The following is a 26247-nucleotide window of genomic DNA, read 5'->3' on the forward strand; positions in this document are numbered from 1 at the left end:
TTGATTTGGCTCCCAGGCATTATCTTTTATATCCCAGTATTTTATTTTTGAGCTTCTTTGATACTTAATGGCACTCTGGTTATCCATTTCATTCCTGCCATCGCTGACAAATTAGGAGCTGTGTATAAGGCACTGTCTGCTACACATATACCGTCAAATGTCCACTGATTTTGAAATTCTTTCAGTCTCTCTACAAATACACTTTTATCGTCCCAGCTTGATAATATTTGTCTAATGCTCTGCCTATCCTGTCATCGTTTAATTGTTCAGGCGTTACTCCTTCTCCAATTAGATGTTCTGTTGCTTTTCCTACAAAAAATGTATCGAATAGGTATATTGGGGCGCTCAAAAACCCCAATCCGTTCAAAATCATCGCTTTCATTACTTGTCCTGGGCTGAGGGTTTCTTTGGTTCTTAATCCCACTTTTTTGTTGACTTCTTCTACCAATTCCATCTCATCTATTATTCCTGCTACTATTCCCAAATGGTCTAAATTTACAATATTTATCGCTTCTGAGGGCTTTTTCATAGTTTTTAGAGTTGGGTTAGTGGTGGAAATTATTATATCCTAAAAAAGCCTAAAATGATTGCATAGCAATCACTTTAGGCGTTATTTATTCCGAATCTATCCTCTATTAACGCAACTTAAATATCTGCGGAATGTGGGATAAAAGTGAACGTCAAATTCTAAGAAAAAATTTGTCTGTCCCAAAATTAATGATACGTTGTCACTTTTTACCCAAGCAAATACTAATCTTACCGGAGCAAACTCCCCTATTTCAGCCATTAAAAATACTGGCATCGCTGGTTGATTACCAATGTTGCCTGCCAGTCGAATGATGGCTTTGCTGTCATCCCAAACTAAGCCAAGCTGAATCCCTATTTGGTAAGGCAATAGATTTACGGTTGCACCGCTATCTACTAACCCAATAACTTCGAGTCTCTGGTTATTGTGGTGCAGAATTAGGGGAATGCGCGGTAGGCTGTCAAACTCATCTTGAGAGGGGTCATTGGTTGAGTATTGGAATCGCATAATACTCAGTTTTCGTTACTGTTAGGTAGATTCATTGCCTGCATCAAAGCTGCACCAGCACCAAAATTATTGTAGGGGGTTGGTAGGTAGTAAATCTTGTAAGGTTCCAAAGGAAAAATATCCTCATTAATATCTTCTTCGGCCATTAGAATGCGGATTAATTCTCGTTTATCGATCGCAGACAGTTGTCTAATGGTGGGGAGTAATTCTGTTAGTGTCATCGGTTGTTTTCCTACGATGCGTCTATGTTAACGGTAGCAGGTCAACGTAGTAATTGCAACTTCTATGGGAGTTTCAGGAAGATCGGCGCGATCGCCCTTGTAGAAAACTGATTTCGGTAGTGGTAAACTGTGAGATAATTGCTACAATAGCGTAAAATTAAGCTTCTTTTGAATTTAAACAAATGAAGTTCACGATTGAGATTACTGAAGAAGCGATCGAAGATATGGAGTGCTTGGATAAAGCAGCGTGTGTTACCATTATTGATGCAATAGAGCGGCAACTTGTTAATCAGCCTTTGCTGGAAACCAGGAACCGCAAGCCGCTTCGACCTGATTCTCAATTTGGTTGGGAGTTGAGGATTGGCAAGTATCGCGTCTTCTACGATGTCAATGAGGGAACGGTGACGGTTAGTGTGGTTGCAGTGGGATACAAAGAGCATAATCAGCTCTATATTAGAGGTCAAGAGGTTAATCTATGAAAACTATTGAACTAGCTCAGTCTAATCTGACGATAGTTGAGTTAATGGAATTAGCACAGCAGGACACTCTCATCCTCAAAAAATCGGATGGGACAGAGTTTGTTTTGTCGGTTATAGATGATTTTGCTACAGAAGTTGAGGTCTTACGCCAAAACGAGGAATTCATGGAATTTTTAGCACAGCGATCGCGATCGACTAAACGGTTATCGCTTGAGGAAGCGCGAAGACGATTAGGTATTTAACAGAATCAAGGGAATGCGCGTAGGCTGTCAAACTCATCTTGAAAAGGGTAATTAGTGCAAGATAGAGGTTATTGAAAAGAGCGATCGCGCTTATTAGATAATTTCGATAAAAGGCGCAAAAAGTTGGTAAAAGTTTGCTATAGTTACCATACTTATCTCACAAACCCACCTATGGACAGTCCTCAGATATTGCAATTTGTCGATGAAACTGTCTACACCAATACTGGCAAACATCTAAATAACTTGCAACGGAGGATTATCGCAGGAATACTGAATCGTCAAAGATATGCTGACGTTGCAGAAAATTATGGTTATAGCGCCAAACACATTAAAAAAGCCAGTCACGAACTTTTACAAATGTTATCTGAAGTCTTTGGCGAACAAGTTAAGAAAAGTAATCTTGAATCCGTTATAGAAAGACAGATAAATCAAAATATAAATCTTGGCAAAAATAATAATTTTCAAAATAACAGAATTAGCTACGTCAATAATTGCCCTAATCCCCCTACTTGTACCCTAGATAAAACTCAGCCGGAAACTCCTGACTTGGAGGAGGAAAGCAAAAATCAAACTAAGATTGAAACAATAGATAAATTGCGGCAATTTGGCCTAAATGATGAACAAATTGCAGAAGCTTTAAATTTACCCTTAGATGTAGTTAAGCCGGATTAGAAGGTGGCACTACATTGAATTATTTTTGTTTAGTTAGTTGATTAGGCTTTAGTTACCATTCGAGCGCAAATTCCGCACATCCTGAATACTGAGTCCCGTTGTCTGAGCGATCGTTTCATCATCCAGGCGATCGAGCAAATTCCGTGCAATCGCCAGCTTTTCTTCTTTAACGGCTTTAATTATAACTCCTTGTTGGTCGTAAATAAACATTTCTCGCCGTTCTAAATCCTCCAATTCCTCACGAGTTAAGTTCACTTGATTGGCAATATCAAAGGCTTTATGAATCTCTGGAACGCTATCCATTATTTCCGGGACATCCGTTATCGCCCTCGCATATTTGATGAAATAAATCCATTTATCTGCCAGAGTTTCTAGCTGGTGTACTTCTTTAGTAAATTTTGGAAGTTCTACAAATACTAACTCCATGCTATTATCGGTATATTGGAGATTTGTACTTGCTTCTTTATAGATAAATCTTGAAATTAGTCGATCGCTATTTGCAAACATCTCGAAATCAGTCAGTGTTAATGCAATTACTAGCTTGAGCATTCGGTAGCCTTCTCCTTTCTGCAATTGAAAGGCGTAAGTTTTGGCCGCATTGTACAAAACTCTCTTGCCGAAAGATTCTACGTTTAATACTTGCATTTCAATAATGACTAGCGTACCATCCGCGAGTTTAGCTTTAACATCTAAATAAGTATCTTTCAAACCTTCGACTCTGGGGGGTAGGTTGGGGTTGATAATTTCTAAGTCTTCAATAGTAGGATTGCCATCGTAAATCATGGCATTGAGAAAACTAATGAGAATGTCTTTGCTTTCTGAGGAGCCAAATATTTTTTTGAAGGCGTAATCGGTTTTGGGGTTGATGAATGTCATGATTAAAATTGGGAATGACGACAGATATAACGTAGTAATCGCTACTTCTAGAGGCGTTTCACAAAATAGGCGCGATCGCGCTTGTTTTTTGGGATTAGGGCGATACATCTAACAATTCATCAAGTTATTAATTTTTGATTTCAAGGCATTTCCCAAATTTTCAAAGTTTCATCTGGACTGCCGCTAATAATAGTCTTACCATCAGGAGCAATCGCGATCGCACTCACAAAACGGCTGTGTCCTTGCAAAGCTGTTTTCTCTTTACCATTCTTGAGATCCCACACCAAAATTTTCGCGCCACCACTAACAAGAGTCTTCCCGTCTGGACTGATAGCCAGAGTCCTCACCCAACTAGAATGACCATCAAGAGTCCTAGTATGTTTACCTTCTTTGAGGTTCCAGATACGGATAGTATTATCGCTGCTACTGGAAGCCAAAGTTTGACCATCGGGACCGATCGCAACAGCCTTAACAGCACCCGCGTGGCCTGTCAGAACTTTTCTTAATTGACCAGCTTTGAAATTCCATAATCGTACAGTCTTGTCATCACTACCCGAAACCAGAGTTTGACCGTCACGGCTGAAAGCCAGAGCATTAACTTGAGCCCGATGACCGCTCAAAGTAAGCATCCGGCTGCCAGTTTTCAGATTCCACAAACACACAGTTTTGTCATCACTACCAGAAGCCAAAGTTTGACCATCGCGGCTAATCGCGATCGCATTCACCCCCCCCTTATGACCAGACATTGTGCGGATAGCCTTACCAGTTTTCAGATTCCACATACTAATATTTTTATCATCGCCACCGCTCACCAAAGTCCGATTATCAGGCGCGATCGTTAACGTTCTCACCCACTTCTTTGAATGCACGCCATTAATCGTGCGAAGTAGTTTTCCTGTCTTCATATTCCAAATTCTAATCGTACCAAAAGAGCCAGAAGCTAAAGTTTGACCATCGGGGCTAAGTGCGATCGCATTAACATTACCAACATCACTAAAACTTTTTTCTAAAAATTGACTGCTGGGCAAACTCGAAAGCAACCAAACAGGATTGGCAAAAAATCCGTAGCGCATCGAACTGTAAACTTGAGAAAAACCCAACGCCAATAGCAACACAGCACCACCCACCACCAATTTTTTCTTTAACTGTGCGGGGTTCGTGTAAATTTTACTAGAGCTATTCCTCGTACTAGCTTTAAGTCTAGTCCCAGAATTTTGCCTAGTCGTCACTGGCGGATTAGTATTCCCCCGCCCTTTAAGCTGCGAACCCGCAGGAAACTGAGTTGCTGAGGGACTCGGCTCCCCACTTAGATCTATATCCTTTAAACACTGCAAAATCATCTGGGGACTTTGAGGCCTATTCCCCGGAAACGGGGCCATCAAATAATCAATCACACTTGCAACGGCATCCGAAACATGAGGCGCACCCTTGCGCCACATCAACTTACCCGTGCGGGGGTTTTCGGGAAAAGCCGTCGGCGGTTTGCCAGTCAGTAAATAAACAAAGGTACGCCCCAGCGCAAAAAAATCCGATTGAGGGACAGCCTTACCATTTGTTTGTTCTGGCGGCGAATAGCCAGGAGAAACAATACCCGTAACATTTTGACCTTGCCCCACCTTAGCAAAGTAGGTAGCCGAGACTTCTCTAGCAGTTCCGAAGTCAATCAACACCAATTGCCCATTAGGTTTGCACATGATGTTGTGCGGCTTAATATCGCGGTGGAAATAATGGAGTCCGTGAACCTTATCCAGAATATCCGACAATTGTCTCAACCATTCCACAGCCTGTTCTTGAGTAATTGGCTTACCGCGACTTTTCAGCCAATCCTGCAAATTCGCACCAGAAATTTTCTCCATGACCAGACAGTGGAATTGTTCTGTGCTGTCGGCTGGCGAATAAACAAAATAACCGTCGCGGTCTACTTTGGGAATACCGGGATGTCGCAGTCTAGCCAATACATCTGCTTCTTGCTTAAACAGAGCTACAGCTTTAGGATGGTCTTTGAGTAAGACTTTCAAGACTTTACGTTCGCCCCGGTCGTCTATTTCATAGGTTTTGCCAAAGCCGCCGCCTCCGAGAGGCAGAATGACCCGATATCGACCTTCTAACAGGAGTTCCGAACCGCAGTGGCGACAAACGGGTCTGTCAGCGTTAGCCGGGTCAGAAGGATTTGGGCATTTGGGATTGAGGCAATAACTCACAGAAGCCACATAACCCTGATTCAGGTTGCTTTACCAAGTCCAATTTGACACTCCCCGCTCTCAAAAGGCGGAGATTTTTAAGGACAACTTGAATGGAGGTGAATCCACAAAAAAGTTGATGCTTAAAGGGTTTGTCAAAGAACCCAGATCTACTCGCTCTAAATTAATAGAGTTTGTAGGTAGTTCCACGTAGTCGCATCGTAATTTTTAATTCACTCCTCTAGCGGCTCATTTTCTACCCCTAACGATACCTAACGGCATGACGCGGAGGTGTTGCGGGATTACAACCGTCTGCTAGCTAAAGTCATCGTGTCTTAGATGCGCTCTTTAAGTGTATCTTTATTGTTCCTTGTTTTGAGCTGCATTACCAAAAAATCTTGTGAGGTACAACCACCAGGAGTTATATACTCGCGAATAGAGACAGTCGCGATCGCGATCGTCATCATTAAGACTTAGGCACTTAGTCTGTAGGGTGGCCGCTGCCATAGTTTAGCTTTTGAGGCTATAGAGATCTGGTAATTGCACCCTCCACCCTACGATTACCTATCAGCCACTGGAAAGATTATAGCGCCAGGCCTTCAACGACTGGATGGAAGTAGAAGGCGAGAGCCAAAACCAGATAAGCAGCTAAGAGCAAAGTACCTTCAAGCCAGTTTGAATTGCCATCGGAACTGATGGAATTGGCAATCAGCACTGCAACGGTGACTGCTATCAATTCAAAGGGGTTGAAGTTCAAATCCATTGGTTTGCCCAAGATAAAACCTGCTAGGACTAAGACAGGCGCTACAAATAAAGCAATTTGCAAACTCGATCCTAGTGCCACCGACACGGACAAATCCATTTTATTTTTCATCGCCACTGTCACGGCTGTGGCGTGCTCGGCCGCGTTGCCAATAATGGGAACCAGAATTACCCCGGTAAACAAGGAGGTTAACCCCAGGAGGGCGGTAGCTTCTTCTAGAGTATCGACGAGCAATTCTGACTCGTAGGCTACTGTGAGCGTACAGGCCAACAATACTCCAATCCACAAGGGCAAGTTGACTTTACGATCGGGGGAGTCTTCTGCCAAGTTGTTTTCGGCTAATCCCTCTAAATCCATCTCGGCAACTCCTGCGTCATAGAGGTAGGTGTGGGTTTTCATAGAAAACAACAGCGTCAGCACGTAGACTAGAATCAGTACGATCGCGACGGCGCTGGAGAGCTTCTGCATGGTTGCTTCATCGATTCCAGGGGAGGTGGCATCAACGGCTGTTGGCACTAAAATTGCGATCACGGCAAGGTTCATGGCTGAGGCGTTCAACCGAGCTACCATTGGCTGAAATTCTTGCTCTTTGTAGCGCAACCCTCCCAGAAACATAGCAAAACCCATGACTAGCAGGAGGTTGCTGATGATAGAACCTGTGATGCTGGCTTTGACGACATCTATGAGTCCGGCATTGAGGGCGATAATGCCAATGATCAGTTCTGTGGCATTGCCGAAGGTGGCGTTAAGTAAGCCGCCGAGGTTGGGGCCGAGGACTACGGCGATTTCTTCGGTGGCGGTGCCCATCCAAGCGGCTAGAGGTACGATCGCCAAGGCTGATGTAATAAAGACTGTGGTCGATCCCCATCCCAGGAAGTGGGCGGCAATAGAAATCGGGATAAATACTAGCAACAGTGAAATTAAGTTCTTTGTGTTCAGCATTTAGGTTTAAAGGAGGACAAGGCAGCAAGAAAGTAAGCAAGTAATGGAACTGGGGGTTCCCAACTCCAAATCATAAATTTTTCCACAACGGAAAATCATCACCTTTAGGCATGGGAGGAGTTTTTGTGGCTGTCTTCCACCGTGAAAAAAGAGTTAGTTGAAAAACACAAGCAGTTGCGATTTTCGCTATAATCATAACAGTCTTAGCGAAACCGATGGATTTCGTTAGCGAGCAGGGCCACATCAGCCGGGACAATCTGAGTTCGACGCGATCGCTCTTCGCCATTTGTTCCGATCGCCAAAAGTTGCCAAGACCCTGAATGTAGTCTTGAGTGATTATATCTTGATAAAGATATCATCCGATCGAGAAACCCTTTCCCATCTATCATTAAAAGACCTCCAAAAGCAACTGAATACTTCCGAGCGGGGATTAAGTAAAAAAGAAGTCCTCGAAAAGCGATCGCAAACTGGTTGCGTTGAGATCGGGCTCTATTAACCTTGGGAGAGCCTTTTTCTGTGGGTAATACCGCTCCCGAAGCACTGAGTATTAATGCTTCTCTGGCTTCCCGGAATGAAAACGAAGATCCGATTGATTTAGCAATTATCGCCGGACTGAAACCGGATCGATCTTTAAAAGATTACAATATAATCCACTTCCAACCGTTTGAGCCGGTGGATAAACGGACAGAAGCAACTGTTGAAAATATCAATGGCGATCGCTTTAAAATAACCAAAGGTGCAACCCAAATAATTCTGGCACTTTCAAGTAATGCCGATCGCGCCCGCAGTCAGTACTATCGGACGAGATTTTGCTATTTATCCTTAATTATTAAACTTTACCATGATAGAAACAAACAATGAGATTTCTCAAGCATCAGAACTGGTTTTAAATAATGGCGATCGCTTACTGCAAATCACTTTAATTCTGATAGCAGGAGGGATGGCGCTATTAGCGGGAATGGCGCTCATTTCCATCTTAAGATTACCGTTAAGTTGGTTGGCTCCAAAATTCTCAACGCAGACTTATATTCGTGTACTGGTTGCCTCAAAAAATATAGTTTTGGTGTTACTAACTCTCTCGGCAATGGAAGTAATGTTACTTCTAATCCCTCAAACTGAATGGCTGAGTTTAATCGAGTTTTGCCTGAGTGTGGGCATCAGTATACTTAGTGGATGGATGCTCTCAAGACTATTTAGAGACTTTTTTAATACCACAATTTTAGGAGTAACTTTTGAGTCAAACCCTCAAGTTAAAGGCGAGTCCATCTTCTTACTTCGGTATTTTGGAGACTTTGCGATCGCTGTAGCGTTAATTTTAAGTTTTTGCATTAGTCATAACATCAACGTTTTAGGCATAGTTGCCAGTTTAGGAATTGGAGGTATTGCCATTGCCTTTGCAGCTCAAAAGACTTTAGAACAATTTTTGGGAGGGATTGTCTTAAATCTTGACCGCCCTTTTACCGTTGGCGACTATATTGGCTTATCCGATGGGCAGCAAGGTAAGCAAGGTACTTTTGGACGAGTAGAAAGTATCGGTTTGAGGTCAACTAAAATTCGCACCTCTGGTAAAGGCACTCTCACTATTATTCCCAATAATGCGCTCACTCAAGCCACCATTGAAAATTTTTCAGGTGCAAAGAAAGTCATGTCTGTAATGATGATTGAGTTTCCTAAACCGATATCTGCCAATGAGCAAGCACTGATCCGCCAAACCGTAATGGATAGCACTATGGACATTTTTGGTTTAGACTGGCGTAGTACAGAGGTGGCATTTGGTGACAATCATGCCCAAATTTCCTTTTTTATTCTCGGTTCTAATGAGTTATCAATGGAGCTGAGACGGCAATTGCTGGATTTGGCTACCCAACAAATTACAAAGCAACTTCAAAAGCATAATATTTCTTTTATCCTTGACCAACCAACGATTTATGTGGATTCCCCAATCTCGATTTAAACAAGTATATAAACGTGCAATTAATCTGATCGTCTTATTTCTGGTGGGTTGGTTGCTAGTGCTGACTCCGATGGGGTTGGCTCAAGGTTTTGCTGATACTGGTTCTCCTGTGGTTGTTGATGGCATCCCACTTTTTTATTTGCAAGCTGTGGATAATTTTCGCGCAAGGGATCGCACCCAATTTGCTAATAATTTACTGGCTGAGGCGATCGCTACTGATGCAGCCATAACTTTTGATGTGCGGAATAATGATAGTAACAGCCCTACTTCTATTTCTTTAAATAATAACTACCTGCTCACCGTGACAGCAAATGATGTTCTGCCAGGTTTTTCTCCATTTCAACAAGCTAATCAATGGCGGAATATTCTAGAAACAGCGATCGCCAAAGCTAAAAAAGAACGCACTTCCAAATATATTTTACAGAGAAGTCTATGGATTGCGATCGTAATCGCAGCACTGCTCGTAGTGCGGATTTTATTAGGAATAGCAATCCGATTATTTAAGTTTAAAACTGGATTTTTTAGCAAGATTTTTTTTGGTTTTAGCTGGGGTGCGATCGCCCTAGTTAGTTCTGAATGGTTTCCCATATTACGCAGTTTACGCTATCAGTTGGTTTCCCCGTTTTCTCAACCCGAGTGGCTGATATTTTTTGGAGCATTAGGAGGATCTTTTGTATTGACCTACTATGCTACAGACTTACTAAAATTAGCACTTAAAAAACTAGCTCCCCACGTCCTGGAAAATATATATATAGAAGTTTTTCAACCGAGCGAACGCCTTTTTCAATTTGCCTTTCTCAGTATTTCTATCAGTTGGTCTTTGACCTTATTAGAACCATTGGCACCAGTGATTTATAATCTACTAAAACCGATTGTCAATCTATTCTTAATTGGAAGCTTATATTGGTTATCGATAAAACTAGCTAGCCGCTACCTACGTAGCTATGGATTCAAGTTAGGCAGCAAATTTAGTCCTAGTAGTGATGATGCTATTCTGGTATTTGAGACGATTATTAATATCCTGATCTTCATTGTAGCTTTAGTTGCCTTTGCCCGCAGCCTCAACTTTGACTTGATTGGATTGGTAGCAAGCTTAGGGTTAGTCGGTTTAGCCGTCGCCTTTGCTGCTCAAAAAATTCTTGAACAACTGATTGCGACTTTAGTTCTATATCTAGATCGTCCTTTTGTTAGTGGTGACTATATCCGCTTACCAGGTGGAGAATTAGGGAAAGTAGAAAGTATTGGCTTGCGATCGACCAAAATTCGTTCCCTTGGCACTGGTACAATTATTGTGATGCCTAATTCCATTCTTGTAAATGTAGAAATTGAAAATGTTACTCTTGCAAAAAAAATTATGGTGTTATTGTATATGAACTTTGCTAGTGTTTTAGGAGAACGAGAATATGCCCTAGTTCAACAAGCGATATTGGAAAAAACCGCTTACCTATCAGGGATTGATACTAACAGCACAAATATTCATCAGGCTGATGAAACAGGAAAAAGATTGAGGGTTAGTTTTGCAATTTTAGGTTCTCAAGATAATGCAGTTGAGGTGCGTAAACGTCTACTAGAGTTGGCAAGCGCTGAAATTGCCAAATCCCTCTCGATTCATGGGATTGTGTTTACGATGGAAGCTCCTACCGTTTATGTGCAATCGCCTGTGACAATCTGATTAATGTAATTTGCTAAGTAGAAGGAAGAAGGAGGAAGGATTTAGTTATCTAGGAGAGAAGGAGGAATGTTTATACAGTCAGCTTTTTGGCTAAGCCATTGCGCCTTTAGGTTTGCCCAGCTCTCAAGAATCCCATCCCCAGAGCCCAGAGGGGGGTGGGAGTGTCAAAACTTGTAGTAAAATATTAAATTTAACGTTAAAGTGGCAAAGTCTTATTGCTAAAGGTTAAATTTTCTTAATCGGAACTTGCTCTGCAATTGATTAGACTTTACGATCCAGTAAAATAGATGGCAATTAAATTCCTAGTCCTTTAAGCACTGACCTAGATTCGGTGTCAGATTTCGCTAGAGCAGTAGCACGTCTTTTCTATTTTGCCTTTGGGGGTTGCGGCATTTGTGTAAAAAATCTCCGTTTTCTGGTTCGGCTTGTGTGTTAGCACGAATGCTCAAGCCTTTACTAGCGGACACTCTGGGCGGGTTTTGCAAAAAAATTATCTTTCCATTGCCAAAATTATCGGCTAAATCCGTCCCTACTTATCAAAGTTTTGATTACAAAACCTAGTTGAGACAGGCTGTTAACAAAAGGCGGCGCTGCTGCACGGTCTGTCTGGCTAATTGTAAGGTTGTTTTTGTGTTTAATATTTGAGGATGCTCATTCTATGGCTCTACATTCTACAACTGCTCAATCTCTCTGGGTCAAGCCTTCTACATTGGATGCAAAGGTTCCAACTGATTCACTAGCAGTCGATCCCGCACGCACCGCTACGGGGGTTTATGTCACGGTTCACGGTCATTTCTATCAGCCACCTCGCGAAAATCCTTATCTGGATGCGATCGAACGCCAACCGGGGGCGGCTCCTTTCCATGACTGGAATGAGCGTATCCACCATGAGTGCTATCGCCCTAATGCTTTTGCCCGGATTTTGAACGATCGCGGGGAATTGGTGGGGATCGTTAATAATTATGAGTATCTGAGTTTTAATATCGGCCCAACGCTGATGAGTTGGCTGGAACGATACGATCGCGAAGTTTACGAGCGGATTTTAGAGGGCGATCGCAAATCCTGCGCTCGTCTGGGCAAAGGCAATGCGATCGCTCAAGTCTACAACCATATCATTATGCCCCTGGCAAATGAGCGGGACAAATACACTCAAATTCGCTGGGGGATCGCTGATTTTAGATCGCGCTTCAACCGCGATCCCGAAGGAATGTGGCTGGCAGAAACGGGTGTAGACTACGCCACCCTAGAAACTCTGGTAGCTGAAGGTATTCGCTTCATTATCTTGGCTCCATCGCAAGCAGAACGTTGCCGTCCCTTCCCTAGTGGCGACGATCCCAACCCAGAATGGCACGAAGTAGGGGGCAGCCAAATCGATCCCACCCGCCCCTACCGCTGTTATCTCAAGCCTACACTCACCACAACGGCAGACTCTCTAAGCACTCAACATTTCAGCCGCAATCGTTCCAAATCGCCAATCCCTAGTCCAAACACGCCCTACATTGATATCTTTTTTTACGATGGCCCAATCTCGCGGGATATGGGCTTTAATGATGTTCTCAGCAGTGCTCAGCATTTGTCAGGGCGTTTGGGCCAAGCCGTGCGCGGGGATCATCGACCGGCACAATTAATCGCAGTGGCAACAGATGGGGAAACTTTTGGCCACCATAAGGGCGGTACTGAGAAGTGCCTCGCCTATAGTTTTACAGAAGAGTTTCCACGCCGCAACTGGACGGTGACGAATTTTGCCCATTATTTGAGCATCAATTCTCCTACTTGGGAAGTGGAACTGAAGCCAGTAACGGCTTGGAGTTGCGGTCATGGTGTCGATCGCTGGCAAGATGATTGTGGTTGCGGTGGTGGTGGCGAATGGCATCAACAATGGCGGCGACCCCTACGAAATAGCCTTAATTGGCTCAGGGATCGATTGATTCCCATTTATGAAGGGGCGGGGCGCAAGCTGTTTACCGATCCTTGGGCGGCGCGGGATGAGTATATTGAAGTAATTCGCGATCGCTCTACTGCTAATGTCAACCGCTTTTTAACTAAGCACTGCGATCGCGAACTCGACGATTCAGAACGGGTAGATGCTTTGCGACTGTTGGAAATGCAGCGACACGCTCTGCTAATGTTCACTAGCTGCGGCTGGTTTTTTGAGGAGATTTCCCGACCGGAAGGCGTACAAATCCTGCGCTATGCGGCTCGTGCTTTGGAATTGGCGGCGGATGTTACAGGAATACAGTGCGAAGGAGAGTTTATTGAACGTCTAGCTCTGGCACCAAGTAATGTTGAGTTTTTTAAGACGGGTGCAGAAGTTTATCGGCATCTGGTTGCGACGGCCCAAATTAGTTTAGAGCAAGTAACTGCTCACTATGCGATCGGTTCTCTCTTTACTACTTTTGCCCGCGAACAACAAGTTTACTGTTACCAGGCACACCAGCTAGATTACCAAATGCAGCGGATGGGTTCTCTGGCCTTAGCGGTGGGTCAGGTACAGTTGACCTCAGAAATTACTCAGGAAACTCAGGTTTTTGTGTTTGCTGTGTTTCACTTGGGAGGCTGGGATTTCCACTGCTGCATTCAACCTTTTGGGGGTCGCCGGTCTTATACCATGCTCAAAGAGCGCTTGTTTACAGTTCTAGAAGAGGCTTCTGCGGCTCAGGCAATTCTGGAAATGGTGCGCCTGTTTGGAGATCAATCGTTTAGTTTGCGGAATTTGTTTGCTGAGGAACGCCACCGGATTATGAGGTTGCTCAGTCAGGAAACTTTGACACGGCTGGATCAGCTTTATAGTCAAGTTTACCGGGACAATTACGGGGTGATGATGGCTTTCCACCGCGATGAGTTGACGGTTCCTGCGGAGTTACAGGTCGCTGCGGAGGTAGCTTTGGGACATCGCTGTTTGACAGCCGCGAGGGCTCTGGTGGCTGAAAGTTACGAGCAACGCTTCAGCGTGACAATCATAGCGGAATTGGAAGCGATCGCGGTGGAAGCTGCTCAGCTTCGGTGTCGCGTGAATATTCCAGAGGTCAAGGAAACTTTGGAACGGCTGATTTTGCGATCGCTTGAGGCGTTGTTAAAAGAGGAAAATACAGCCTTAATAGAAGCTGAAATAGACCGCATGGATAGGCTGATTAATTTGGGAAATAAACTCAACTTCGGCTTAAATCTAGATCGCGTCCAAGAGTTGTATTTCCAATCGCTTTACAGTCAAATTGTACCAGTATGTTTGGGGTGGCTGCAACGCCAAGAATCCGAGCAAATTATCACATCAGATGAAGAGAACGGCTCTACTGATTCTCATGCCTTAGTTTGTATTGAGGAGGGAGTTCGCTGGGAGTTACCTCAGATTCGGAAGTTATTGGAGTTAGGTCAAAAGTTGGCTGTTGATGTTAATAGCTGGTTGAAGTTATTGCCGTAGTTTTGGTTGGCAATTAAACTGAGGTCTTTTATTCCGTAACGCCGCCATCTGGGCGGTTAATCACCGCCCAGATGGCGGCGTTACGTGAGAATTTAGGACTGCTTGGAAGCAAACTTCCCAATAATAAAGTACAACATTAATCGCCGTAAATAACTTAGGAACACCTTCTAGTAAACTCGGAATTCCATCACCAGGTAATTTGAGAGAGTCTACGATCGCAACAATAAACATTAAACCCATGCTAGTTAGTAGTAAAAAATAGGGAGTTGGTAGCATTACGCGCCAAAAAGTCAACCCATACCCAATAGCAACTATGGCAAAAAATGCTGCCGTTACTATCTTAGGAATGCCAATCTTTTCAAGATGGACGTGCAATCTAAAAAATTCTACCAACACAAAAGAGCCTGTAAGAATTGCAGAGATAAAAAAGAAATTCGTGTTTTTATTCCTAGATTTAAGTCTCAGCAGTGCCCAACTAAAAGTGCAAAGTACAAATGGAATAGTACATAAAATCTGAAATACATTAGTTAATAGGCTAACCGTAAAATATGGTGAATATTCAGGAGGATCGAATACTGAGCCAACTGAATATGTAAAAAATTTGGCATAAGCAGTTACAACAATTACTAACGCGAATGCGAAACAATTAACCCAAAAAACGTAGCGAGAAATATTCATTGTTAGGCAGAATCAAAAACGATGATATAGCTAGGGACTAGAGACTAGGGGAAAAAGAGAATTGACAAAACCAGCAAAATATGTCAAAATTTTACCTTTGAATTATAGCAAACGCCAAGGCGGTTAAGACATTCTGAGTTCCACCAAACTCGCTGATTCTATTCCTTTCTTTCCCTTCTTCCCCCTCTTTCCCTTCTTACCCTAGCCCCTAGCCCCTAGCCCCTAGCCCCTTCTTAGGCTAGTCCCTAACCGCCTTGGCGGTTGCTATAGTACCAATGTCAAATTGAATTGCTATTCACATAGGAGAAGTGCATACTGTGGTAGAAAAAACCTTAGCGGAATTAGATTTAGGAGCTTTGCGTGCTAATCGCCAATTTTTCCCCTCTCCGGTAGCATGGGAAGACCAAATACTTTACTTTTTGATGCTAGACCGCTTCTCCGATGGTCAAGAAAATGAATATAAAGATAATCAGGGGAACATCGTTAAAACAGGCAAAACTCCCATTTTCACTGATAAAGATGCCGGCAATGCTATCAAAACTCCAGAAGATGCTCAGCGTTGGCGGGAAGCGGGGGTTAAATGGGTTGGTGGAAATCTTAAGGGACTCACGAGTAAAATAGGCTATTTAAAACGCTTGGGAGTAACAGCTTTGTGGGTAAGTCCGATTTTCAAGCAGGTTTCTTTTTACGAAAGCTATCACGGTTATGGCATTCAAAACTTTCTGGATGTCGATCCCAATTTTGGCACTCGCGAAGATTTAAAAACACTGGTCGAAACCGCTCACCAGCATGGAATTTATGTTATTTTAGACATTATTTTAAACCATGCTGGCGATATTTTTAGTTACGAGACTTCTGACCCCTATTGGCCCGGCCCTTATCCCGTAAAAGGGTTTCATGATAAACAAGGGAAACCAACGATTCCTTTTGGGCCAGTTAATTTACAAAAAAATCCAGAAGCGTGGCCAGATGGAGCAATTTGGCCGGCTGAATTCCAAGATCCATCTAATTTTACGCAAAAAGGTTACATCAGGAATTGGGATAATTATCCTGAATACATAGAAGGTGATTTTTTTAGCTTAAAAGATATTCGTACTGGTCAAGGAAGTACGGATTTTTATGAGCCTTCAGTAGGCCTTATTAACCTGTGCGAAGTTTATAAATTTTGGATTGCTTATGCAGATATAGACGGCTTCCGCGTCGATACAGTCAAGCACATGGATCGAGGTGCTACTCGCTACTTTACTGAAGCTATTCACGAATTTTCTCAACTGCTTGGCAAAGAAAATTTTTACTTAATTGGTGAAATTACTGGAGGTCGTCAAAACGCATATTCGACTCTAGATGAAACTGGTCTAGACGCAGCTTTAGGTATTAGTGAAATTCCAGATAAGCTAGCATATCTAGTCAAAGGATACCGCGATCCAAGTACGTATTTCTCCTTGTTTCGCAATTCACTTTTAATTAATAAAGGTTCTCATGTTTGGTTTAGAAACAAAGTTGTTACTATGTTTGATGACCACGACCAAGTAGAGAAAGGAAATAGTAAAAGTCGTTTTTGTGGTGGAGAAAATGGCGAAAAGGTTGTACTAAATGCTCTAGCTTTCAATGCGATGACTTTAGGTATTCCTTGTATTTACTATGGGAGCGAACAGTGTTTTAATGGTGGCGGAGATAGCGATCGCTACATCCGAGAAGCTATGTTTGGCGGAGAATTTGGCTCATTTACAAGCCGAGATCGACACTTTTTCAATGAAGAGAATCAAGTCTATCAGGAATTAGCAAAAATACTGGAAATCAGGCAACAAAAAATTACTCTGCGGCGGGGTCGCCAATATTTACGTCCTATTTCGGGAAATGGTGTAGATTTTGGTTTACCTCGAATGCTAGGAAATGAGATTCGCTCCGTCGTTCCTTGGTCGCGATTGTTAGATAAAGATGAAATAGTTTTGGCAATAAATACGGACTACAATCAGCCGCTAACTGCCTGGGTAAATATCGATTATAACTTGCATAAAGTTGGCGATCGCTTTCAATGTATTTACTCAACTGATAAGGCACAGATCGGTAATACAATAACAGTAGAGGAAAAAGGTGTTAAATGCTTTTTAGTTACAGTTCCGGCTGCTGGATTTGTGATTTATGAGCGGGTAATGTAGGTAATGTAAATTGGGTAAAGCACTAGCTTTACCCAAGCCTACTAAATTAAAAGTAAAATTGTTGAGTTAACTTCAGAAAATCGACCTCCTGCCTCCTGCCTTCTGCCTTCTATTTACTGTAAGGCTGGACTCGTTTCCTGCACAGGACGAACGATCGCAGGTTTGCTGACAGGTTTACTTAGGAAAACGGCCTTCAGTGCTTCATCAAGAGTTTCTGCCATGACGATCCGGTTTTCATAAGCAACAATTACCCTGACTAAAGTTGGCAAACTGTTTTCTGTAGCTTCTAAATATATCGGTTCAACATAGAGTAAAGATTCATCAATTGGAATTACCAATAAATTACCTTGAACTGCCTTAGAACCTTGGCGATTCCAGAGAGAAATCTGCTCAGAAATAGCTGGTTCTTGATTAATCAAAGCTTCAATTTGTTCGGGGCCGTAGACCAATCTCTGCTTAGGAAATTGGTAAAGCAATAGTTTACCGTAATTGTCTCCATCAGAACGAGCAGCCAACCAAGCAATTAAGTTATTCCGACTTGCAGGTGTAAAAGGAAGCAACAGAACAAACTCTTCTGACGTTTCCGTTGGCAGTTTCATAATCAAATAGTAAGGCTGCACAGGCTGTTGTTCGCTACCATAAATTTCGTTAGGAACCCGCCATAAATCTTCGCGATTGTAAAATACTTGGGGGTCTTCCATGTGATAAGTGAGCAAACGTTCAGATTGAATGCTGAATAAATCTAGGGGGTAGCGGATGTGACTGCGGAGGGACGCAGGCATTCGATCGAGGCTTGTGAAAAGTCCCGGAAAAATGGCAATCCAGCTATTAATAATTGGGTCAGATGGGTTGGCTACATAAAATTTTACTGCGCCATTGTAAGCATCAATTACTACTTTTACAGAGTTACGGATGTAATTAAATTGATTTTTACCTGGGTCTGAATAGGGGTAGCGATCGCTGACAGTATATGCGTCTATAATCCAGTATAGATAGTTGTTTGCCTGAGAAGTTTCGGATTTTATTTCTTCCTTATTTTGAATAGGAGTAGTAGCATTTGCTACTACTAAATATGGGTCAATATCGTAGCGAAGGAAAGGTGCAATTGCACGTACTCGCTCTTTAATATTCCGACGGAACAATACCTTAGTTTTGGGAGTAAAGTTACCAGTTAGTGCCATTTGCCAATTATTCAAATATTTAGCAAATAGCAATCTCCGCCACATAGAAGCAATCGGTATGCCACCGCTACCATCATAATTATTATAAACATTTTCATCTCCGCTCGGATAGTCAAGCTCCTTAACTTTCGTTGGTGCTATCACATCTGTATTGCTAATTTCACCATAATAAATTCGGGGTTTATCAATGGGAATACTTGCTCTAATCTCTTCGCTAGTTACTCCTAAAGTGCTCTTATTACCAGTTGTATTCTCAACGCCAATGTCCTTGACAAAATAGTTGGGCAACCCGCCTGTAGCAACTGTATTTACAGGAGAAAGAGTAAACCCATAACCGTGAGTATAAACTAAATTTTCGTTCAGCCAAGTCTGAGCTTGTTGGGGCACTGTTTCGTAGTCTAACTCCCGCGCCGAGATGATTACTTGTTGCCTTTCAGCGTTTTCTTTTCCTTCTTCATCTTTCTTAACTGTGTAACGATCGATATCAGCATCAGCAAATTTATAGTAGGGGCGAATTTGTTGCAATTGCCTATTTGTTTGCAACAGCGGACGCTTATCCCAGAGGCGAATATTCTTAATAGTAAGCTGATTTTTTTCGAGATCGGCGTAGGTAAGTTTACTTTCAGGAACGAAAGTTTTTACTTCTAGTCTTTTTAAGTCGAATGCCTGTTGTGTAAAGTCTATACTTCGCTTGATATATAACTGCTCTCGTGCTAGTTCATTGGGTTGAACTCCAAGTCTTTGTACAACTTCTGGCCCCACTAAAGTTATGGTAAAGTTGACAATTAAAAAGCCTAAGAGCATAAATTTTAAATTCTTATTTGTATGTTTAAATTTTACACATTGAAAAAACAAGAAAATACTGGTAATTATTGCTAATATACTCAAAAGTGTATAGCCAGGAAGCTGCACTGTCACGTCAGTATAACTTGCGCCATAGGTAACGCTCTGTTGAGAATAAAGTAACTCGTAACGAGCTAACCAATAACGAAATGCTATCACAAGCATTACAGCTCCTCCCAGGCCGTACAGGTGGCGCTGTTGTTGTATAGAAAAGCCATGAAAAATTCCATCACTTAGACTATTTCCTGACAGCAAATAGAGGAGAGTGCAAGATAGTAATCCATACAAAAATAACGCTGTAGTCTCAAATGCAATAAGTTGTAAAATTGGTAGGGTAAAGACGTAAAAGCTAAGATCGAGGTTAAAAAGTGGTTCAGTAATTTTAAAGGTGGTAGGTTGTAAATATTGCAATACTTTGGCCCAGTGGTTAGAGGCAATTAAAGCCAAGCCTAAACTCATTAATAAAGCTAAAGCGTTCAGCCAAAATTGAGGGGAGATAGTGAAAAGAATACTCAATGCTAGCAATACTCCTAACTGCCACCAATTAAACAATAGTTGCCTTGCCATTTCTCCCAATGAATCAATTCTAAATTCAATTGGCAAGGGAAGTAAAGTATTGGCCAAGCTGATATCTATATTCCAAAATCTTACAGCAATTTTTCCGTAGTAAACTATAAGCAAACTTATTAATAAGCTCAATCCGAATGCTGACAATATTAGCCAAGTCAATTTAATTTTTTTTGGGGATTTTTTGTTATTACTTAATAAGGAGGTATTTGTTAAATTACGACGGGTTAAGCTTTTCCTGTTTATTTCTCTCTCTCTATCTTGATTTGAAGGGTATTTGAGCCGATTTGCTAAAGCTAAATTCCCTAGCCAAAAGCTAGAGGTGACAGCTAAAGTAAAAGCGAATAAGACCCATTCCGTTATTACTCTACGCCAAAATACTGGCAGATAGCCAACTTCCTCAAACCAGAGGACTTCTGCCACGATATAGGATACGAACTCAAAAACTAGCCAAAGTCCGATTGAGAATAAAATAGCTTTGAAAATTAGTTTGTTGAAAGTCATTAATTTTGACGGAATCAGTTATATGATAATTTTACTAATTTATTGCCGATTTTCTAGAGAGGAAGGTTTAACTTGAGGTTGTGGGTCAAATCAAACAATCAAATCGCGATCGCCCTGATTATACTATTACTTTTCAGCTTTTGCCTCAACACTTGCGGCATCTGGTGGGGCTTGCCAAGTTTTAGCGGCTGGGCTGCTGATGAGCTCATACCTTTGCGAGTGCTAGAAGGTATGGAGAAAGGTTTCTCCAATGGTTGGCATTATAAATATCCTCCTGTTCACTTTTATATTTTAGCTGTACTTTACTCCCCAGTTTGGTTATTACACAAGTTAAATATTATTGATATTTACAGTTTGCCAGCTTACACCTTTCTTTTCTACATAGGTCGATTTCTGACTGTGTTCATGGGTTCTGCTCTTCTACTGATTATCTATTTGTGTGGTCTAGAAATTTACGATCGAAAGTCTTCTTTTTTTGCTGTCCTGATTACCGCCTTAAGCGTTCCCTTAATCTATTATTCTAAAACAATCAACTTAGAAGTCCCCTATCTTTTGTGGGTAATGCTATCTTTACTATTTTATCTAAAATTATTAAAACATCACCGCCTTAAAGATTATCTTTTATTTGCTCTAACTGCTACTATCGCTGTTTGTACTAAAGACCAAGCTTATGCCTTTTATCTGCTCACTCCTATATTTATTATTGTCGAACATCATCGCTATCAGAAGCAGGATAATCCAGAGCTTACCCTTAAGGATTCTTTGAAGGACAAAAGAATTATTTTGTCTCTTGCTGTAGGTATTGGAGCCTTTTTATTATTACATAATATCATCTTCAACCTGCCAGGTTTTTTAAAGCACGTCAAGTTAATCACCGCAGGTGGAGGGAGTATTCGTCCTAGATACGAGCAAAGTATTATCGGTCAATTACAAATGTTTCGCCAGACTCTAACTCATCTCAGGTTTTCTCTGGGGTGGCCAACTTATATTATGTGCTTGTTAGGGTTTACGAGTATATTATATCGCCTCAAAAATAATTATTTATTAGCCTCTCTATTAGTGCCTACAATATCATACTACCTATTTTATGTCTGTGTGGTATGGTATAATAATGTTCGCTACTTAATGCCCTTAGCAATAATTTTAGCTTTGTACGGTGGTAAATTTTTAGGAGAATTTTTAAATCCTGAAAAAACCTTATTTAAGGCTAAAGCTATATTAGTTACTACTCTATTTGTTTATACATTTGCCTATGGATTTTCGGTTAATATTTTGATGATGCAAGACTCAAGATACTACGTCGAACAATGGATGCAGCAAAACATAGATAAAAATGCTTTAATTGTAAATACTGGTGGTAACAAATATTCACCCAGATTAGATAATTTTCGCTCTGAAGATGTAGATGCTCCTTCACTAGAGCTTTTATCGACCAAAAAACCAGAATATGTTATTGTCAGCAGTGGCTATGATATTCGTAGGTTTGAAAAAAACGCCCCAGAATACGCATTTTTTGATAATTTAAACAAAGAGATCGACTACAAGTTAGTATTGAAATATCAATCTCAGCCTAAGTGGAATCTTTTCGATCGGCAAGAGTTAAGCTATCGGGATTTGGATAAAATGTATATCTATTCAAATATTGATAAAATCAACCCAGAAATAAAAATTTTTAAGAGAAAGTAAATAAAGAACATGACAAAAAAAAATGCCTTTAAATCCCATATAAATAAAAGCTTGTTGCTAATTATTATAATACTAGCAGCTTTACTGAGAATAGCCTTTCTAGGAACAGCACCCATATCCTTTTCTGTAGATGAAGCTTCTAATGGCTATGATACTTATTCTATCATGGAAACAATGCGCGATCGCTACGGTGTCTTCCTGCCTTTTTTCACCAAAGCTTTAAGCGATTATCGCGAAACTTTATATATATTTCTCACTATTCCTATAGTCAAACTTTTCGGTCTCAATGAGTTTGCAATTAGATTACCTTCAGCACTCGTTGGCACTCTCACAGTCCCCCTGGTTTACTACTTAACTCAAGAATGTTTTAACAATAAAAAAATAGCTCTTTTATCTGCTTTATTATTTGCTATTAGTCCCTGGCATATCTTTTTCAGTAGATTGGCTTTCAGAGCTATATTACTTCCTTTTCTCTTTAGCTTAGCAGTCCTACTATTCATCAAAAGTTTTAAGAAACCTAACTATTTACCTCTAAGCGCTTTAATTTTCGGCTTAAGTCTTTACACTTACTCTTCCGCTAGAGGTTTTGTGCCACCTTTCATGTTGATGTTAACAATTATCTTCTGGCGACATTTCTGGAATCATCGGCGACAAACTTTGATAGCCTTTTCAATCTTTATGGTGATTTTTATTCCCATGTTTATGTTTTGGATAACTCCAGAAGGCATGGCAAGAGCAACAACGACAGGGATGCAAACAAATCTTTTCAGTATTATTAAAAACTACCTCTCTTATTTCGATCCCGGATTTCTTTTTATTAATGGAGATCCCAACCCTCGCCGCAGCGTTTCGGGAGTAGGAGTGGGAGAACTTTATCTTTTTGAATTGGCAACTGTTTTAGCCGGAATTTACTTTTTATCTAAAACTAAAACTAAAGAGCGGAGTATCCTTTTACTATGGCTATTTCTCTATCCCATGCCAGCAGCGGTAATAGATTCCGCTCATGCTATTCGTGCAATTGTAGGTGTACCCCTATTTTCGATTCTCTCAGGTTACGGTCTTTTTCAGATTAGCAGTTTAGTGAGTTCTGAGAGAAAAAACTATTTTAAGTGGATAGCAATTGCCATCGTAACTGCCAGTTTCACAGCATTTTTAAATTTTTACTTTAATTATTCTCAGTACATTATTGCTAACACTTCTAAAAATTGGCAATATGGCATGAAGGAAGCTATTAATTTCGCGGAAACAAGCTCCTACAATTGCACTATAGTCAGCGACAAGTTTTGGCGACCAAATATTTATATTTTATTTTATACCAAATATCCTCCCACAGAACACCAAAAAGCGCCCATTGAACCCGATGTAACCACAGGCTATTCCATTGGTAAATATCAAATAAGTTCGATTTCACAAACCCAAATTTTGAGCGGTCAATGCTTATTTATAATTCAACCAAATGAGCTTAAAGAAATCCTGGGTAAAGGAGCAACGGTACGCGAGCTAAAATCGATCGAAACTCTGGATGGGGTTGAAAAAATTAAATTAGTAGAAGTAAATGTATCTTAGTAAAGATGGTGGAATTAATTATTAAGTATTATGTCTCTATTCTTTGCACCTAATGGCTTTAAACGTGCTACTATAACTGATAGTCTACACCGCGCAATTCCGATGAGAGCACTCACCCTTGACCGCAATCCCTGTGTCCTATTGGTTGAAACGGACGAAGCTCTAGCTCAGCAGGTCAGTCTAGACTTGAAATCATCTGGCTATGAGCCTGTGGTGGCGACGGATATCGCTGGTGGTCAACATCTGGCCGCTGAGCTCCAACCTGCTTTGATTGTAATCGATCGGATGCTGCCGGGAGAAGCTGGACTGACTCTGTGTAACCATCTTAGAAATACTGGTAATAGAGTCCCCGTACTTTTGTTAATGGCTCGTGATACGGTTGAAGATCGGGTGGCGTGTTTAGAATGTGGAGCTGATGACTATTTTCTTAAGCCTTATCGAACGGAAGAATTTTTGCAGTTAGTACGTCTTTATTTGCAGCCTGATACAACTGAAGTTGAAGAATTAAGGTTTGGTGAGTTGGTGTTAGATTTGTCTACAAGGCGAGCTTTTCGTAATGGTCGGGGCATCGACTTGACAATGAAGGAATATGAGTTACTTAAATATTTAATGGAACATTCTCGCGAAGTGCTGACTCGCGAACAAATTCTGGAAAACGTTTGGGGTTACGATTTTTTGGGCGAGTCAAATGTAATTGAAGTTTATATTCGCTATTTACGTCTGAAAATTGAAGATGAAGGAGAAAAACGTTTGATTCAAACTGTACGTGGTGTGGGCTACGTTCTTCGAGAATCTTAATTTCTTAGTGGTTTTAGCCACCACTAAGAAAGTATCCGTAACGCCGCCATCTTGGGGTAAGAATATAGCCAATATGGGGCATTACGTAAGTAAAGCGTAGGTCTTGAATTAACAACTAACAACTAACTAATTTATATGAAATATCCGATCGAATTGCTTGCTCTGGGTTTCAGCTTATTATTAATCTCTTGTTCGTCCGTAGATGCTTCGAGTACCCTGGCGAAAAGTTCCACGTCTCCAACTCCACAGGAGACAAATTTGGGTCAAATGCTCCCAATTACTGCCAAGGCTAATATAGCTGGTTCTATGATTAACCTGGAAGTAACTAACACTCCTGAAGAGCAGGCTATGGGTCTAATGTACAGGACTTCTTTAGCCGACGATCGCGGGATGCTGTTCTCATTTAATCCGCCGCGACGAGTTGCTTTTTGGATGAAAAATTGCAAGATATCGCTGGATATGATTTTCCTACGAGATGGGGTGGTAAGAGCGATCGCCCGTAATTCGCCTCCCTGTACTGCTGAACCCTGTCCCACCTATGATTCCACAACCTCTGTCGATCGCGTGATTGAACTTCGGGGGGGTCGCGCTGCTGAACTCGGCGTTAAAGTCGGCGATCGCATTGCTATCCAGTTTTTGGGCTCTAATTCCCCCACCAAGCCCACCCCTTAAAATTTCTTTACAAAAAGTTATCAAAATTGTTGGAATTTTAATCTTCAAGTCTAGGCAAAAGCCAAAAAATTTGCTAATCTATCAATCCTAGCCTTGATAACGGTAAGCTTGTTTTCCTCAAAAGTTGGTTTTTTCATAGGTGTGAGAGACGAGTCAACAGTCCAGTGCTAACTTCAGGTGCATTTTGCAACCGACGGTTAGCGGAGCGAGCAACAACAATTCTAAGCAAAAGCCCCGAATTTTCTTCTGCTACGGCTAAATTTGTCTGAAGTAGGAGCGATGGAGCAAAGTTTGGTTAAGTTAGCAGGTTGGGGTTTGAGTGGAACAGTCGTTCTACTAAATAGGTCAGGATTTACGCAGAGATACCTCAAAATACCTCTTAAAAATGGAAAATTTCAAATTTTCCCATTTTTTAACAGGAGAATCTGAAAAGCCTCCTTTTTAAGGAGATTCTGGTATCTATAAATACTTAAGTCCTAATACGTAAAATTTTACGGATTCTGTAGCTTAGCAGATGAAGTTAATCGCTGAACCTATTTTAGTGGGTTTAGAAAGCAAAAATTATCTTCGTTCTTGCTGCAATCGCGATCGCAAAACGGCTTCAACCTTAGCCAAAAGCTTAGCAAATGTTTCAGCAGTTGATAGACAAAATAAAAACTGTCCAATCCACACTCAAACATATTAGGTCGATTTCACACAATGGTGTCTAACACAGGGAGATGTAAGTCACGATGGCACCCGCTACATATACTCGATTAATTCGTTTTTTACAAGAAGATTTAGCTATTTCTCCTGCTTCTATTGCTGTCGCCGAACGCGCTGGTAGCCCTCAGTGTAGGAATAACGAGCAAGATCCTCACTCTCTGCCAATGGTTCTCTGGCAGTACGGTTTGGTGACACTAGAACAGTTAGATAAAATCTTTGATTGGCTAGCAAGAGCTTAATATTTTGGTCTGTACTTTATCAACCTGCTATCTACTGTAATGGCTAATAGCTAATGGCTAATGGCTAATGGCTAATGGCTAATAGCTAATGGCTAACTATATCAGGACTTACGCTCATGGCTCCAGAAACCCGGTTATTGAGAGCATCTGTGGGTGCAGGCGAAGTATTTTCGTAAAAAACCCCGGTTTCTTTGGTT

At 41.4% G+C, this 26247-nt stretch carries 23 protein-coding genes and 1 pseudogene; 14 read left to right on the top strand and 10 right to left on the bottom strand.

What is annotated here, in order from left to right; translation table 11 throughout:
• From OSCIL6407_RS38590 to OSCIL6407_RS0117020, 3 genes and pseudogenes are all read right to left on the bottom strand, one after another.
• A pseudogene (locus OSCIL6407_RS38590) lies at nt 1–529 on the bottom strand (DUF4277 domain-containing protein); the annotation flags it as partial.
• A 96-nt stretch (nt 530–625) separates the two neighbouring features.
• Nucleotides 626–1033 (bottom strand): hypothetical protein, encoded by a 408-nt coding sequence (locus OSCIL6407_RS0117015; RefSeq protein WP_019487477.1) that lies wholly within the window; start codon nt 1031–1033, stop codon nt 626–628.
• A gap of 5 nt (nt 1034–1038) precedes the next feature.
• Complete coding sequence (locus OSCIL6407_RS0117020; RefSeq protein ID WP_007353582.1) at nt 1039–1254, bottom strand: hypothetical protein; 216 nt, start codon at nt 1252–1254, stop codon at nt 1039–1041.
• Between the two features lie 182 nt (nt 1255–1436).
• On the opposite strand from OSCIL6407_RS0117020, the gene OSCIL6407_RS0117025 reads away from it, so the two are divergent.
• From OSCIL6407_RS0117025 to OSCIL6407_RS0117035, 3 genes are all read left to right on the top strand, one after another.
• Nucleotides 1437–1733: a type II toxin-antitoxin system RelE family toxin gene (locus OSCIL6407_RS0117025; protein ID WP_007353581.1), complete on the top strand. Its 297-nt coding sequence runs from the start codon at nt 1437–1439 to the stop codon at nt 1731–1733.
• Nucleotides 1730–1975, top strand: coding sequence for a hypothetical protein (locus OSCIL6407_RS0117030; protein WP_007353580.1), 246 nt, complete (start codon nt 1730–1732; stop codon nt 1973–1975). Before OSCIL6407_RS0117025 ends, OSCIL6407_RS0117030 begins: the two co-directional genes overlap by 4 nt.
• Before the next feature lie 171 nt (nt 1976–2146).
• Nucleotides 2147–2647: a hypothetical protein gene (locus OSCIL6407_RS0117035; RefSeq protein ID WP_007353579.1), complete on the top strand. Its 501-nt coding sequence runs from the start codon at nt 2147–2149 to the stop codon at nt 2645–2647.
• A 48-nt stretch (nt 2648–2695) separates the two neighbouring features.
• Here OSCIL6407_RS0117035 and OSCIL6407_RS0117040 read toward each other — a convergent pair whose 3' ends face one another.
• The 5 genes from OSCIL6407_RS0117040 to OSCIL6407_RS34490 all read right to left on the bottom strand — a co-directional run bounded on the left by OSCIL6407_RS0117040 (nt 2696) and on the right by OSCIL6407_RS34490 (nt 7797).
• Complete coding sequence (locus OSCIL6407_RS0117040) at nt 2696–3523, bottom strand: Rpn family recombination-promoting nuclease/putative transposase (protein ID WP_007353578.1); 828 nt, start codon at nt 3521–3523, stop codon at nt 2696–2698.
• A gap of 140 nt (nt 3524–3663) precedes the next feature.
• Nucleotides 3664–5733, bottom strand: a complete 2070-nt coding sequence (locus tag OSCIL6407_RS0117045) for a serine/threonine-protein kinase (protein WP_007353577.1) — start codon at nt 5731–5733, stop codon at nt 3664–3666.
• A 330-nt stretch (nt 5734–6063) separates the two neighbouring features.
• Nucleotides 6064–6210, bottom strand: a complete 147-nt coding sequence (locus OSCIL6407_RS35435) for a hypothetical protein (protein WP_155523404.1) — start codon at nt 6208–6210, stop codon at nt 6064–6066.
• Nucleotides 6211–6286: 76 nt separating this feature from the next.
• Complete coding sequence (cax, locus tag OSCIL6407_RS0117055) at nt 6287–7408, bottom strand: calcium/proton exchanger (RefSeq protein ID WP_007353576.1); 1122 nt, start codon at nt 7406–7408, stop codon at nt 6287–6289.
• Between the two features lie 203 nt (nt 7409–7611).
• The gene (locus tag OSCIL6407_RS34490; RefSeq protein WP_148288891.1) at nt 7612–7797 is read right to left on the bottom strand and encodes a hypothetical protein; all 186 of its coding nucleotides are present in this window, start codon (nt 7795–7797) and stop codon (nt 7612–7614) included.
• A gap of 109 nt (nt 7798–7906) precedes the next feature.
• Between OSCIL6407_RS34490 and OSCIL6407_RS0117065 the strand changes: the two genes are divergently transcribed.
• The 4 genes from OSCIL6407_RS0117065 (at nt 7907) to OSCIL6407_RS0117080 (ending at nt 14452) form a co-directional block, all read left to right on the top strand.
• Nucleotides 7907–8269, top strand: coding sequence for a hypothetical protein (locus OSCIL6407_RS0117065; protein WP_007353574.1), 363 nt, complete (start codon nt 7907–7909; stop codon nt 8267–8269).
• Nucleotides 8250–9362 carry a mechanosensitive ion channel family protein gene (locus OSCIL6407_RS0117070; protein ID WP_007353573.1) on the top strand — a complete coding sequence of 371 codons (1113 nt, stop codon included), beginning with the start codon at nt 8250–8252 and terminating at the stop codon, nt 9360–9362. The genes OSCIL6407_RS0117065 and OSCIL6407_RS0117070 overlap by 20 nt, the downstream gene beginning before the upstream one ends.
• Nucleotides 9337–11034 carry a mechanosensitive ion channel family protein gene (locus OSCIL6407_RS0117075; RefSeq protein ID WP_007353572.1) on the top strand — a complete coding sequence of 566 codons (1698 nt, stop codon included), beginning with the start codon at nt 9337–9339 and terminating at the stop codon, nt 11032–11034. The genes OSCIL6407_RS0117070 and OSCIL6407_RS0117075 overlap by 26 nt, the downstream gene beginning before the upstream one ends.
• A gap of 658 nt (nt 11035–11692) precedes the next feature.
• Nucleotides 11693–14452 (top strand): DUF3536 domain-containing protein, encoded by a 2760-nt coding sequence (locus OSCIL6407_RS0117080; RefSeq protein ID WP_007353571.1) that lies wholly within the window; start codon nt 11693–11695, stop codon nt 14450–14452.
• A gap of 60 nt (nt 14453–14512) precedes the next feature.
• Here OSCIL6407_RS0117080 and OSCIL6407_RS0117085 read toward each other — a convergent pair whose 3' ends face one another.
• The gene (locus OSCIL6407_RS0117085) at nt 14513–15130 is read right to left on the bottom strand and encodes a hypothetical protein (RefSeq protein ID WP_019487482.1); all 618 of its coding nucleotides are present in this window, start codon (nt 15128–15130) and stop codon (nt 14513–14515) included.
• Nucleotides 15131–15447: 317 nt separating this feature from the next.
• Between OSCIL6407_RS0117085 and OSCIL6407_RS0117090 the strand changes: the two genes are divergently transcribed.
• On the top strand, nt 15448–17289 hold the full coding sequence (locus tag OSCIL6407_RS0117090) for an alpha-amylase family glycosyl hydrolase (protein ID WP_007357428.1): 1842 nt from the start codon (nt 15448–15450) through the stop codon (nt 17287–17289).
• A gap of 113 nt (nt 17290–17402) precedes the next feature.
• Here OSCIL6407_RS0117090 and OSCIL6407_RS0117095 read toward each other — a convergent pair whose 3' ends face one another.
• A complete protein-coding gene (locus OSCIL6407_RS0117095; protein ID WP_007357427.1) occupies nt 17403–20384 on the bottom strand; it encodes a UPF0182 family protein in 2982 nt (993 codons plus the stop codon).
• Nucleotides 20385–20462: 78 nt separating this feature from the next.
• Between OSCIL6407_RS0117095 and OSCIL6407_RS0117100 the strand changes: the two genes are divergently transcribed.
• The 6 genes from OSCIL6407_RS0117100 to OSCIL6407_RS0117125 all read left to right on the top strand — a co-directional run bounded on the left by OSCIL6407_RS0117100 (nt 20463) and on the right by OSCIL6407_RS0117125 (nt 26050).
• A complete protein-coding gene (locus tag OSCIL6407_RS0117100; protein WP_019487483.1) occupies nt 20463–22070 on the top strand; it encodes a glycosyltransferase family 39 protein in 1608 nt (535 codons plus the stop codon).
• A gap of 9 nt (nt 22071–22079) precedes the next feature.
• On the top strand, nt 22080–23636 hold the full coding sequence (locus tag OSCIL6407_RS0117105) for a glycosyltransferase family 39 protein (protein WP_019487484.1): 1557 nt from the start codon (nt 22080–22082) through the stop codon (nt 23634–23636).
• A 102-nt stretch (nt 23637–23738) separates the two neighbouring features.
• Nucleotides 23739–24434 carry a response regulator transcription factor NblR gene (nblR, locus tag OSCIL6407_RS0117110; RefSeq protein ID WP_026103770.1) on the top strand — a complete coding sequence of 232 codons (696 nt, stop codon included), beginning with the start codon at nt 23739–23741 and terminating at the stop codon, nt 24432–24434.
• Between the two features lie 135 nt (nt 24435–24569).
• Nucleotides 24570–25106 (top strand): DUF192 domain-containing protein, encoded by a 537-nt coding sequence (locus OSCIL6407_RS0117115; protein WP_007357423.1) that lies wholly within the window; start codon nt 24570–24572, stop codon nt 25104–25106.
• 514 nt (nt 25107–25620) lie between these two features.
• Complete coding sequence (locus OSCIL6407_RS35440; protein WP_019487485.1) at nt 25621–25791, top strand: hypothetical protein; 171 nt, start codon at nt 25621–25623, stop codon at nt 25789–25791.
• A gap of 46 nt (nt 25792–25837) precedes the next feature.
• On the top strand, nt 25838–26050 hold the full coding sequence (locus OSCIL6407_RS0117125; protein ID WP_007357422.1) for a DUF2949 domain-containing protein: 213 nt from the start codon (nt 25838–25840) through the stop codon (nt 26048–26050).
• The last annotated feature ends 197 nt before the right edge of the window (nt 26051–26247 follow it).

Origin of the sequence: Kamptonema formosum PCC 6407 (assembly GCF_000332155.1) — a bacterium.
Lineage (GTDB): Bacteria > Cyanobacteriota > Cyanobacteriia > Cyanobacteriales > Microcoleaceae > Kamptonema > Kamptonema formosum.

Bases quoted from the DNA above. Each gene is read 5' to 3' on its own strand.
- OSCIL6407_RS0117025 (WP_007353581.1), top strand. From the start codon at position 1,437: ATGAAGTTCACGATTGAGATTACTGAAGAAGCGATCGAAGATATGGAG.
- OSCIL6407_RS0117020 (WP_007353582.1), bottom strand. From the start codon at position 1,254: ATGACACTAACAGAATTACTCCCCACCATTAGACAACTGTCTGCGATC.
- OSCIL6407_RS0117115 (WP_007357423.1), top strand. From the start codon at position 24,570: ATGAAATATCCGATCGAATTGCTTGCTCTGGGTTTCAGCTTATTATTA.
- nblR (WP_026103770.1), top strand. From the start codon at position 23,739: ATGAGAGCACTCACCCTTGACCGCAATCCCTGTGTCCTATTGGTTGAA.
- OSCIL6407_RS0117070 (WP_007353573.1), top strand. From the start codon at position 8,250: ATGATAGAAACAAACAATGAGATTTCTCAAGCATCAGAACTGGTTTTA.
- OSCIL6407_RS0117080 (WP_007353571.1), top strand. From the start codon at position 11,693: ATGGCTCTACATTCTACAACTGCTCAATCTCTCTGGGTCAAGCCTTCT.
- OSCIL6407_RS35435 (WP_155523404.1), bottom strand. From the start codon at position 6,210: ATGGCAGCGGCCACCCTACAGACTAAGTGCCTAAGTCTTAATGATGAC.
- OSCIL6407_RS0117095 (WP_007357427.1), bottom strand. From the start codon at position 20,384: ATGACTTTCAACAAACTAATTTTCAAAGCTATTTTATTCTCAATCGGA.
- OSCIL6407_RS0117030 (WP_007353580.1), top strand. From the start codon at position 1,730: ATGAAAACTATTGAACTAGCTCAGTCTAATCTGACGATAGTTGAGTTA.
- OSCIL6407_RS0117125 (WP_007357422.1), top strand. From the start codon at position 25,838: ATGGCACCCGCTACATATACTCGATTAATTCGTTTTTTACAAGAAGAT.
- OSCIL6407_RS0117075 (WP_007353572.1), top strand. From the start codon at position 9,337: ATGTGGATTCCCCAATCTCGATTTAAACAAGTATATAAACGTGCAATT.
- OSCIL6407_RS0117035 (WP_007353579.1), top strand. From the start codon at position 2,147: ATGGACAGTCCTCAGATATTGCAATTTGTCGATGAAACTGTCTACACC.
- OSCIL6407_RS0117040 (WP_007353578.1), bottom strand. From the start codon at position 3,523: ATGACATTCATCAACCCCAAAACCGATTACGCCTTCAAAAAAATATTT.
- OSCIL6407_RS35440 (WP_019487485.1), top strand. From the start codon at position 25,621: ATGAAGTTAATCGCTGAACCTATTTTAGTGGGTTTAGAAAGCAAAAAT.
- cax (WP_007353576.1), bottom strand. From the start codon at position 7,408: ATGCTGAACACAAAGAACTTAATTTCACTGTTGCTAGTATTTATCCCG.
- OSCIL6407_RS34490 (WP_148288891.1), bottom strand. From the start codon at position 7,797: ATGATAGATGGGAAAGGGTTTCTCGATCGGATGATATCTTTATCAAGA.
- OSCIL6407_RS0117015 (WP_019487477.1), bottom strand. From the start codon at position 1,033: ATGCGATTCCAATACTCAACCAATGACCCCTCTCAAGATGAGTTTGAC.
- OSCIL6407_RS0117085 (WP_019487482.1), bottom strand. From the start codon at position 15,130: ATGAATATTTCTCGCTACGTTTTTTGGGTTAATTGTTTCGCATTCGCG.
- OSCIL6407_RS0117105 (WP_019487484.1), top strand. From the start codon at position 22,080: ATGACAAAAAAAAATGCCTTTAAATCCCATATAAATAAAAGCTTGTTG.